This is a genomic window from Gemmatimonas sp. (assembly GCF_041689975.1).
Taxonomy (GTDB): domain Bacteria; phylum Gemmatimonadota; class Gemmatimonadetes; order Gemmatimonadales; family Gemmatimonadaceae; genus Gemmatimonas.
This window is the reverse complement of the sequence record NZ_JBDNFF010000096.1, coordinates 36,246-47,078: the sequence shown is the minus strand read 5'-3', so window position 1 is coordinate 47,078 and position 10,833 is coordinate 36,246. Positions and strand designations below refer to the sequence as shown.

10 protein-coding genes are annotated in these 10,833 nt (G+C 64.2%); 8 read left to right on the top strand and 2 right to left on the bottom strand.

Going from position 1 to position 10,833, the window contains the following annotated elements; genetic code table 11:
- The first annotated feature begins 536 nt into the window (after positions 1–536).
- A complete protein-coding gene (locus ACESNG_RS06825; RefSeq protein WP_373068318.1) occupies positions 537–794 on the top strand; it encodes an OsmC family protein in 258 nt (85 codons plus the stop codon).
- Here ACESNG_RS06825 and ACESNG_RS06820 read toward each other — a convergent pair.
- Both ACESNG_RS06820 and ACESNG_RS06815 read right to left on the bottom strand, forming a co-directional pair.
- A complete protein-coding gene (locus tag ACESNG_RS06820) occupies positions 772–1,002 on the bottom strand; it encodes a transposase domain-containing protein (protein ID WP_373059657.1) in 231 nt (76 codons plus the stop codon). The two genes, ACESNG_RS06825 and ACESNG_RS06820, sit on opposite strands and share 23 nt — an antisense overlap.
- 152 nt (positions 1,003–1,154) lie before the next feature.
- Positions 1,155–2,804 carry a serine/threonine-protein kinase gene (locus tag ACESNG_RS06815; protein WP_373059659.1) on the bottom strand — a complete coding sequence of 550 codons (1,650 nt, stop codon included), beginning with the start codon at positions 2,802–2,804 and terminating at the stop codon, positions 1,155–1,157.
- 104 nt (positions 2,805–2,908) lie between these two features.
- Here ACESNG_RS06815 and rpsO point away from each other — a divergent pair, with 104 nt between their 5' ends.
- The 7 genes from rpsO to ACESNG_RS06780 all read left to right on the top strand — a co-directional run bounded on the left by rpsO (position 2,909) and on the right by ACESNG_RS06780 (position 10,779).
- Positions 2,909–3,169: a 30S ribosomal protein S15 gene (gene rpsO, locus ACESNG_RS06810; protein WP_373059661.1), complete on the top strand. Its 261-nt coding sequence runs from the start codon at positions 2,909–2,911 to the stop codon at positions 3,167–3,169.
- A gap of 78 nt (positions 3,170–3,247) precedes the next feature.
- Positions 3,248–5,443, top strand: a complete 2,196-nt coding sequence (locus ACESNG_RS06805; protein WP_373059663.1) for a polyribonucleotide nucleotidyltransferase — start codon at positions 3,248–3,250, stop codon at positions 5,441–5,443.
- Positions 5,355–6,707 carry a M16 family metallopeptidase gene (locus tag ACESNG_RS06800; RefSeq protein ID WP_373059665.1) on the top strand — a complete coding sequence of 451 codons (1,353 nt, stop codon included), beginning with the start codon at positions 5,355–5,357 and terminating at the stop codon, positions 6,705–6,707. Before ACESNG_RS06805 ends, ACESNG_RS06800 begins: the two co-directional genes overlap by 89 nt.
- A gap of 28 nt (positions 6,708–6,735) precedes the next feature.
- Positions 6,736–7,851 carry an alanine dehydrogenase gene (gene ald, locus ACESNG_RS06795; protein WP_373059675.1) on the top strand — a complete coding sequence of 372 codons (1,116 nt, stop codon included), beginning with the start codon at positions 6,736–6,738 and terminating at the stop codon, positions 7,849–7,851.
- Between the two features lie 199 nt (positions 7,852–8,050).
- Positions 8,051–9,088, top strand: coding sequence for a rod shape-determining protein (locus tag ACESNG_RS06790; protein WP_373059667.1), 1,038 nt, complete (start codon positions 8,051–8,053; stop codon positions 9,086–9,088).
- 7 nt (positions 9,089–9,095) lie between these two features.
- Positions 9,096–10,244, top strand: coding sequence for a rod shape-determining protein MreC (gene mreC / locus ACESNG_RS06785; protein ID WP_373059669.1), 1,149 nt, complete (start codon positions 9,096–9,098; stop codon positions 10,242–10,244).
- A 22-nt stretch (positions 10,245–10,266) separates the two neighbouring features.
- A complete protein-coding gene (locus ACESNG_RS06780) occupies positions 10,267–10,779 on the top strand; it encodes a hypothetical protein (RefSeq protein WP_373059671.1) in 513 nt (170 codons plus the stop codon).
- Positions 10,780–10,833 lie beyond the last annotated feature (54 nt).

The window sequence follows — 10,833 nt, the reverse complement described above, 5'->3', positions numbered from 1 at the left end:
GTTCCCCAGGAAAATCAACCACTTATACCGTTCCAATCCCAAAACGTTGGGACGCTACTGATTCTTCGTATGGGCTTTCGTAACCACTCGAGCGTGCTGCTGCAGTGGGGCTACACATCTCTCACTTATCGGCGCGGCGCGCGGCTCATCACCGGCCGGCTTCGGTACGGCGGTGCGGTGTACTACGACCCGCTTCCGTACGCCGCCAACGCAGCAGCCGAGGTATTAGTCAACGCACCGCACCCTTTATCCTCGGGGGTTGGTAGAAGGCGTTCTCGACACACTCCTTCTGTCGCCGGTGACAGCCGTTGACAACCCACTTGGTGAGGATCGCCAATTCAATGTCCGAACATAGAGCGACGATCACATGGGCGCGTCACGGCGTCGACTTTGGCTACAAGACGTTTCCACGCGACCACGTGTAGCACTTCGAAAGCGGCGTCGAGGTTCCAGCATCTTCCGCGCCCGGATATCTCGGCAACGCGCAGCGTGTTGACCCCGAAGCGGCGTTCGTCGCGGCGCTGTCGAGCTGCCACATGTTGACATTTCTTGCGCTCGCTTCGAACAAGGGATTCGTTGTCGACAGCTACGACGACACTGCGGTCGGACATCTGGAGAAGAATGCGAACGGCAAGCTGGCAGTCAGCCGTGTGGAACTGCATCCGAAGATCGTGTACAGCGGTGCCAAACAACCGACGCAAGCCGATCTCGACTGGCTACACGACAAAGCGCATCGCGAGTGCTTCATCGCCAATTCGGTGACAACTGAAGTCAGCGTGGTGTCGGCGTCCTGAAAGCCTGCCGATTGGCCGCCGGATCGACGACGGTGCGGGGCTCCCCGAGCCAGCGCACGCCTTTGCGCACGAAGCGCATCACTTCGCGCATGGAGACCTCCAGATGGAGCGCCGGCGCGATGGAGTAGTAAATGACGTGTGCCGGCAGGTCACGCTCCCGCTGACTGACGCGCTCCGTCTCGAATAGTGCCTGCTCGACGGTGTCCAAATGGAAACCGCGGAATCAACACGCCCAGGCTGATGTAATCGGTCAGGCGTGTCGCGGAGGGAAGCCCTGCGACCGTCCCCGCCATCTCCGGCTTTGAGATAAGTGTCCGAATCGTCTATGCGATGCGAGTCATCAAGTGAAGAGTGTTGGCTCTAGCTGCAGATAAGGAGGAAGCGGCGCGTAATGGGGGCGCCGTCGGCCCTGCCGGCCACCTGGAGCGTGTCGGTGCCTATCACACACCGTGGGGCCTGGATTCGTACTTCGTAGCGTCCTTCGGGCAGCGAGAGGGCACGGGCGCTGTCGGCGCGCAGTTCGACTGACGGCCCCCCGTCCAAGGGGGTGAACGTGACCCGCGCATCGCGGGGCGTCACGTCGTAGCTCACCACGGCACAGCCTCGAACGGGCAGGGTCAGGTTTACGCGGTCACCGGCTTTGAGCGAGAGCAAGGTGTCTCGAACCGCGACCGTACACGACGTTGCCGCGCTGGCGATGACGGCCCGCACCGAGAGTTTGGAACCGGCCGGAAAGTCACCGCTGTAGTGCCCGGTCCCGACCAGACGATTGTCGATGTACAGCCGCGCGGAATCGGGAGCGGAGATTTCGACGCGCGCGGTGCGAACCGGCGCGGCGCGCGTGGGGCGCGTGGAGGGCACTGTGCGCAGGCTGTCACCGACGGGCGGAGGCGTGGCGCGCGATGCGGCAGGATTACCAAGAGGAACATCGCGCGCTCCGCGGGCACTGTCGGCGATCGGTCCGGAGCCAAGCGTCGGAGCGGCCGTGAGCGACGCGGAGTCGCCGGCGGTGCCTTCGCTCAACGCGGGCGAGGCGGAGCGATCCCGCAGCGTCAGCCAGGCAACAGCGGCACCGATCACGAGGATCGTGCCCGCGACGGCGACCCGCGATGTCGAGGCGCGCACGGCCGGAAAGGCATCGACAGTATGCGAGCCAAAACCCGGTGTGAATCCGCTGCGCTCGGACGCGCTGGAGAGCGAACCGAGGGCGTCGAGCAGCTGCGTGGCCGACTGGTAGCGCTGCTCGGGTTGTTTGGCGAGGAGGCGTAGAATCACCGCCTCGAACTCCGGGCTGATATCAGGGACAAACGTGCGCGGTGGTGCGGGCGCCGTCTCGATGTGGTGCTTGGCGACGGCGTACCAATCATCGCCGTCGAATGGCAAGTGGCCGGTGGCGGCGCGATAGAGCGTGACGCCCAGCGAGTAGAGATCGCTGCGCGCGTCGATCTCCTGTCCGCGGGCCTGTTCCGGGCTGAAGTAATGGGGCGTGCCCATGACGTGATTCGTGGCGCTCAGGGACGGTGCGCCGGCCAGAGCGCGCGCCAAGCCGAAATCGGCCACGACCGCTTCACCGTCGGTCCCGAGCAGGATGTTGTCGGGCTTGATGTCGCGATGAATCACGCCGCCGGCGTGCGCGACGGCGAGGGCGGCAGCGACGTCGGTGCCAAGTCGGATGCATTCGGCCTCGGGCAGTCGGCCGGCCAACGCGAGTCGGCGCCCGAGCGTGAGCGGATGAAGATCCATGGCCACGAACACCGTGCCGTCGATCTGACCGACGTCACGGATCGTGACGATATTCCGGTGTCGCAGACGGGCGGCGGTGGCGGCTTCCCGACGGAAGCGCGCTTCCGCGATGTCCTGTCCGGAAAATTCCGGACGCAGGATCTTGAGGGCGACCGGGATCTCTAAATCCTGGTCTACCGCCTCGTATACCCACGAAAAGGCCCCCGAGCCGAGAAACCGGGTGACCCGATATTTGCCGATTATTTGCCCCAAATAGCGTTCAGGCACGTCGAGGTCCTTTACAGGCGGGGCAAGGTGGACTAAGCTTTTGTGCTTCCTACTATTGCGCGCACAAAAGGCTGCGCACGACACGCGCTGAGAATATTACGACGATGGCGTTCGATAAGGCACTCACGATAGACAAGTACCGGTCCCACGATGTGGATACCGGATCGACCCGGGTTCAGATTGCCATCCTCACGGATCGCATCAACTACCTCACGGGACACTTTCGTACGCACGCGAAGGACCATCACGGTCGCCGCGGGCTACTCAAGATGGTGGGCAAGCGTCGTCGCCTGCTCGACTATTTGAAACGTACGGACGTGCAGCAGTATCGCACGCTCGTGCAGGAACTTGGTCTCCGATACTAAGTCGGACCACGCCATGTTGTCGCGCGGGGGCATTCATGCCTCCCGCGCGATTTGCGTTCTCATGAGGCTATTCAGCAGATGATGCATCGAATCGAGCGGACGTTCGCCGGTCGCCCCCTGGTTATCGAGACCGGTCGGATGGCGAAGCAGGCGGCGGGTTCCGCGGTCGTACAATTCGGCGAAACGATGGTTCTCGCCGCCGTTACCGTGAGCGAGAACCAGAGTCCGCTCCCCTTCTTCCCCTTGACGGTCGAGTACAAGGAGAAGACCTACGCCGCCGGCAAGATTCCGGGCGGATTCATCAAGCGCGAAGGGCGTCCCCACGATCACGAGATCCTGGCGTGCCGCATCATCGACCGCTCGATCCGCCCACTGTTCCCGGAAGGCTTCAAGAACGAAGTGCAGGTGTTCGTTTACGTCATCTCGGCCGACCAGGAGAATGACGCCGACGTGCTGGCGCTGCTCGCCACGTCGTTTGCGCTGAACGCCTCGAAGATCCCGTTCATGGGACCGATCGGCGGCGTACGCGTGGGTCGCGTGCAGGGACACTGGGTGCTCAACCCGACGTTCCAGCAGCTGGCCTTCTCCGATATGGAGCTGATCGTCGCCGGTTCGCAGGATTCGATCGTGATGGTGGAAGGCGGCGCGCTCGAAGTGTCGGAATCCGACGTGCTCGAATCGCTACGTCTCTCGCACGACGGCATCCGCGAGCTCATCGCGATGCAGAACGAACTGTTGGCCAAGGTGCAGGTGCCGAAGATGGCGTGGACGAAGACGGTCGCGCCCGAGACGGTCATCACCCGCGCCACGGCGCATGCCTCGGGTCGTATTCGTGAAGCGCTGAATCAGAAGGACAAGCACACGCGCATCGAAGCGATCGAAAAGGTCAAGAAGGAAGCGGCGGCCGAACTGCTCGTCGAGTTCCCCGACAACGCGAAGGACATCTACAGCGTCCTCGGCGATGTCGAGTACAATGAGCTGCGCGCGCAGGTGCTGACCACGAATCTGCGCGTCGACGGCCGCAAGCCCGCCGAAGTGCGCGGCATCAGCATCGACAACAGCGTGCTGCCGCGTGCGCACGGCTCCTCGCTCTTCACGCGTGGCCAGACGCAGGCGCTCGTCGCCGCGACGCTCGGCACCGCGAAGGATGCGCAGCGTCTCGACACGATCAACGAAGCGGGCGAGACCACGCGCTCCTTCATGCTGCACTACAACTTCCCGCCGTTCTCGACCGGCGAAGTGCGTCCGATGCGTGGCACCAGCCGTCGCGAGATCGGCCACGGGAACCTGGCCGAGCGCGCGCTGCAGGGCGTGCTCCCCGACTTTGCCGATTTCCCGTACACGATCCGTATCGTCTCGGAAGTTCTCGAGTCGAATGGTTCGTCGTCGATGGCGTCCGTATGTGGCGGCTCGCTCGCCCTGTTCGATGCCGGCGTTCCGATGAAGGCGGCCGTCGCCGGCGTGGCGATGGGTCTCATCAAGGAAGGCGACAAGTACGCCATCCTCACTGACATCCTCGGCACCGAAGATCATCTCGGCGACATGGACTTCAAGGTCGCGGGCACGAAGGACGGCATCACGTCGATCCAGATGGATATCAAGATCGAGGGGCTCGACCTCAAGATCATGGAAGAGGCACTGTTGCAGGCCAAGGAAGGCCGTCTGCATATCCTCGCCGAAATGGACAAGGCGCTGGCCGCGCCGCGCGCCGAGCTCTCGCCGTACGCGCCGCGCATCGTGACGGTGCAGATCCCGGTCGACAAGATCGGCGAGCTGATCGGACCGAAGGGCAAGAACATTCGTGGCATTCAGGAAGAGACCGGCGCCGAGCTCACGGTCGACGACGATGGAACGGTAACGATTGCCGCCGTCGGTGCCGAATCGATGGAGCGTGCGCGTCAGATGGTGCAGGCCATGACCGCCGAGGCGGTGGTGGGCGACACGTACGAAGGCACGGTCAAGACCGTGACGGCGTTCGGCGCGTTCATTGAAATCATGCCGGGTACCGAGGCGCTCCTGCACGTGTCCGAGATGAAGTGGGAACGCGTCGAGAAGCCGGAAGACGTGGTCAAGAAGGGCGATCGCGTGACAGTCAAGTTGGTCGATCGCGATGAGCGTGGTCGTCTGCGTTTGTCGATGAAGGCGCTGCTCCCGCGCCCCGAAGGCATGCCGGAAGAGACGCCGGGTGAGCGCCCGCCGCGCCGTGAAGACGGTGGCGATCGTGGTGGTCGTAGCGGTGGACGGAGCGGTGGTGGCGGTCGCGATCGGCGCTGATACGTCGGGTGCTCAGGCGCCCACGTTGCAACGCACGGACCTGCCCAATGGACTGACCGTGCTCTCGGAATCCGTTCCGGGAGCGCGGTCGGTTGCTTTCGGGGCGTGGGTCCGCGCCGCAACGCTTCATGAACGACCCGAACAGATGGGCGTGTCGCATCTGCTCGAGCACATGGTGTTCAAGGGAACGCGCACGCGCACGGCCCAGCAGATCGCCCTCGCGCTCGAAACGCTGGGTGGTTCGCTCGATGCGTACACCGAGCGTGAACACACGTCGTATCAGGCACGTGTGCTCGACGAACATCTTCCCGAGGCCGCATCGGTCATCGGGGAGTTGATCTTCGAGCCGTTGTTGCGTCAGGCGGATCTCACCCTCGAGCGAAAGGTGATTCTCGAGGAGATCAGCATGGTCGACGACACGCCCGACGACATCATCTTCGATGTGCACAATCGTGCCGTCTGGGGTGATCATCCGCACGGCTTCCCGATCCTTGGCACGCGCGCTACGGTGAAGGCGCTCTCGGTAGCCGATCTCCATGATCTGCACGAGCGTGCGTACCATCCTGGTCGCCTCGTCGTTGCCGCATCGGGACGCGTGGAGCATGATCAGCTGCTCGAAGTGCTGCACAACACGGGGTGGAGCACGAGGGCACGCGGTGACATGACGCCGTTTCCGCTCGACCCCGTCGAGGCGGCCGGGCCGCACGCCGAGCATGTGTCGCGCAAGGACATCGCGCAGACGCACATCGTGCTCGGTTCACAGGGTATCGCCTTCGGCGACTCCCGCCGCTACGCGTTCGCGTTGCTCGACATGCTCATCGGCGGCGGCATGAGCTCCCGCCTGTTTCAGAAGGTGCGCGAAGAGCTGGGGCTCGCGTATAGCGTGCAGACCTTCAGCAGCTCGTATGCCGACACCGGCGCGCATGGCGTGTATCTCGCCAGTGCCCCGGACACGGCGCAGGAAGCGCTGGATGCCGTTCGCGATGTGCTGCGTGATGTCGCGGCGAACGGCCTGTCGGAGGCCGATCTGGCCGCTGGCAAGCGCCAGCTGCGCGGACAGCTCGTGTTGTCCATGGAAGGCGTGTCGTCGCGCATGTATCGGGCGGCGCTCACGGCGTTGTACGGCGAGCCGTACCGCAGCATCGACGAGCTCAAGGCGCTGGTCGATGCCATCGACCTGGAGCACGTGCGCGACGTCGCGCGCGAGTTCTTCGACCCCGATCGACAAATTCTCGTCAGCCTCGGCCCCAAGGCCGTTCGCTGACGTCTTACCCTTCCCGGACATGACGACTATGCGCCTCGGTGTACCCAAAGAAATCAAGACCAACGAGAATCGGGTGGCCCTCGTCCCCGCCGGCGCGGAAGCGCTCACGGCGTCAGGCCATCAGGTGTTCATCGAGTCGGGCGCCGGGATCGGCAGCGGCTTCGATGACGACGCGTACCGCGCCGTTGGCGCCGAGATCGTGCCTGACGCCGCGACGGCGTGGGGCAGCGCCGAGCTGCTGTTGAAGGTGAAGGAGCCGATCGAGAAGGAGTGGGGGTTCCTGCGTCGCGACCTGACGCTCTTCACATACTTCCATTTCGCGGCCGACGAGAAGCTCACCAACGCGCACCTGGCCAGTGGCGCCACGTGCATCGCGTACGAAACGGTCGAGCTGCCGAACCGTGATCTGCCGCTTCTGATCCCGATGTCCGAAGTGGCGGGCCGGATGGCGGTGCAGGAAGGCGCGAAGTACCTCGAGAAGCTCTACGGTGGCCGCGGCGTGTTGTTGGGTGGTGTGCCGGGCGTCGCGCCGGCCAAGGTAGTGATCCTTGGTGGCGGTATCGTGGGTGTGAACGCGGCGAAGATGGCGGCGGGGCTAGGCGCCAAGGTCGTAGTGCTCGATCTGTCGCTGGAGCGACTGCGTTACCTCTCCGACGTGATGCCGGCCAACGTGCAGCTGGTGCACTCGAACCGTCACAACATCCTCGAGCAGATCAGCACCTGCGATCTGGTGATCGGTGGCGTACTGATTCCCGGGGCCAAGGCGCCGAAGCTGGTGCGCCGTGAGGACCTGGCCCGCATGCGTCCGGGAGCGGTCATCGTGGACGTGGCCGTAGACCAAGGTGGCTGCGTCGAGACGATCCATCCGACGACGCACGAGAACCCGACGTACACGGTGGATGGAATCATCCACTACGGGGTGGCGAACATGCCGGGAGCGGTGCCGCGTACTTCGACGCTCGCTCTGACGAATGCCACGCTGCCGTACACCCTGCTGCTGGCCAACAAGGGTTGGAAGAAGGCGCTTCGTGAGAATGGTGCGCTTCTGAAGGGGCTCAACATGACCGAGGGCAAGCTCACCTATCAGGGCGTTTCCGACGCTTTCGGTATGGAGTTCACAGACCCGGCAACGTTCGTCGCATAGCGCGACCCGTGGGACCATCAGAGGCCACCGGGACGATTGTCCGGTGGCCTCTCGTCGTTTCCATCCCGGATTGCGTGACGTGAGCTAGGTCACGCTGCCGCAACGGCTTGTAACTGCTCTGACGCGTACGTACCTTACCGATCACTGCTGCTGCCGCATGCCCTTTCCCGGCGCCCCGCGCCGTCGAGCACATACCTGGATGTTCTGGCCCTTCAATAAGTCCAACTCGTTCTTCCCGGCGAATGCCATCGCCGTCGATCTCGGCACCGCCAATACGCTGATTTACGTGAAGGGCGAGGGGATTGTGCTGAACGAGCCCTCGGTCGTCGCGCTCGATCGCGAGACGAAGAAGATCAAGGGCGTCGGTCTGGAAGCGAAGCGCATGCTCGGTCGCACGCCCGACGGCATCATGGCGGTCCGCCCCATGAAGGACGGCGTGATCGCCGACTTCGATGTGACCGAGAAGATGCTGCGCTATTTCCTGACGCTCGTCATCGACAAGCACGTGTTCAAGGTGAAGCCGCGCGTCATCGTGTGCGTTCCCTCCGGCATCACGGAAGTGGAGAAGCGCGCGGTGCGTGACTCGGCGCTCGGTGCTGGCGCCAAGGAAGTGTTCATGGTGACGGAGCCGATGGCGGCGGCGATTGGTGTCGGACTTCCCGTGGAATCGCCCACCGGCAACATGGTGATCGACATCGGCGGTGGTACGACGGAAATCGCGGTGATCGCGCTGTCGGGCATTGTGAGCGACACCTCGATTCGTACCGGCGGTGACGAGCTCGATATCAGCATCGTACAGTTCATGCGCAAGAACTACAATCTGCTGATCGGTGAGCCGACAGCGGAGCAGATCAAGATTCAAATCGGTTCGGCGTATCCCGTGGGCGACGAACGCGAGATGGAAGTGAAGGGTCGTGATCTCGTGTCGGGTATTCCGAAAACGGTGCGCGTGCACTCCAGCGAAATCCGTGAAGCGATTCAGGAACCGATTCAGCAGATCGTTGACGCGGTGCGCCGCGCGCTGGAGATCACGCCGCCCGAATTGGCGTCGGACATCGTGGATCGCGGCATCGTGATGACCGGTGGTGGTGCATTGATCCGCGGGCTCGACGTGTTGCTCAGTCAGGAAACCGGATTGCCGATTCACGTGGACGAAGATCCGCTGACGTGTGTGGTGCGTGGTACCGGCAAGATCCTCGATGACGAGGAGAAGTACTGGTCCGTGCTCACGACCTGATCGCGCGGTGGCCCGAAGCGTCCGCTCCGATGGGCGACTCGATACCGGCCTCGGGCTGGTGTGTGTCCTCTTGGCTGTCTTTGCCCTGATTCTTCCGCGGCGTACGCGCGAAGGTCTCGCCGCGACGTTGCGTACGACGGTACTGTCGCCGCTCGTGACGCTCGAAGGGCGTGCCTCGTCCGTGCGTGCGGCGATTGTCGCGCGTAACGATGTTCTGGTCACGCGCGGGCAGGTGGCTACGCAAGCATTGCAGGTGAAGGCTGTGGCTGACGAGAACACCACGTTGCGCAAATTGCTCGGTCTTTCGGCGCGGCTGCAGGATGGATTTGTGCCGGCCGAGTTGTTGCCGTCGCGCGGCGCGGGCGATGAGTTCACCATCGCCCTGGCAACCGGCTCCGATGCGGGCGTCCAGCCGTTCCTTCCCGTCGTCACGGCGGATGGTCTCGTGGGCATGGTGCAGAGTGTAGACCGCGCCACGAGCTTCGCCATTACGTGGGCGCACCCCGACTTTCGCGTGAGTGCAATGAGCGCGGACGAAGGCGCGTTCGGCATCGTACAGCCGCACCTCGGAGCCGGCGCGGAGCGCTGGCTGCTCGAGATGCGTGGTGTGCCATTTCGCGCCAAGCTCGAACCGGGCACCCTGATCGTGAGTTCGGGCCTGGGCGCCACGTATCCGCGTGGCATTCCCGTCGGTACCGTGCTCGGCGAGCTCTCCACGCCGGAGAAGTGGGCGCGCACGTATCTGGTCAAGCCGTCGGTGCTGCCGGCAGCGATCGGTCCGGTGCTCGTGCTGTTGTCGTCGCGTACCCAGCGCGGCGTGAACGGTGTGTGGACGACCGTGAGCGCGGCCGACAGTGCGGCGCGCGCTGTCGCCGCCGCCGGTGATTCGCTGGCACGCGTCGCCGCGCTCGATGAACTTGCCGCGCGCCGCGCGGCGCTCGATGCGGCGGTCGATACGTTGGCCGATTCGACGCTGGCCTTCGTGGCCGGCGGTCGCGGCACAGCGGCCGACAGCGCGCGCGCCGACAGTGCGCGCATTCGTGCCCGCGCCGACAGCGGCGCTCGTGCGCGTGTGCGCCCCGACACGAGCAAGCCGCGCCCTACGGTGCCGCCGCCTGCGCCGCGCACCGGCCCTCCGCCGGCGGGCTGGCAATGATGCAGACGACGAGGCAGGTCGCATGAGTCGTCCGCAGCAACAGACGCCGGGCATCGGCAGCGCGCTCCGCGCTTGGTTGGGATTCACGATTCTGCTGACGGCGCATTTCGCCGTGCGTCCGCTGTTCAGCGGCCGCGCGAACGTCGACTTCGTCGTTATCGCGATCTTGTTCTCGGCCGTCCGTATGCGCCCCGGCCTGGCGGCGCTGACCGGCTTTGCGACCGGCCTCGCCGTCGATGCACTCGCACCGGGGTCGTTCGGGGCAGCGGCACTCGTGCTCACGCTCGTCGCCTTCGGCGCCTCGTGGCTCAAGGCCGTGTTCTTCGCCGATCATGTGGCGCTTACCGGACTGTTCATATTCGCCGGCAAGTGGCTATTCGACATCGCGATGACGTTGCTCACTGGCGGCCCGTCCGGCGCCTCGTTGGTCGTAACGCTGTTGCTCTGGTCTCCGCTATCCGCGGCGCTGACCGCGTTGCTGGCGGTGTTGTTGCTCACGGTGTTTCGTCCGTTGTATCGACCGCACACCTATTGAGGCTCTCCATGCATTGCATCCGGAACACCCGGACGTCGGGCCGCGTGTGAAGTC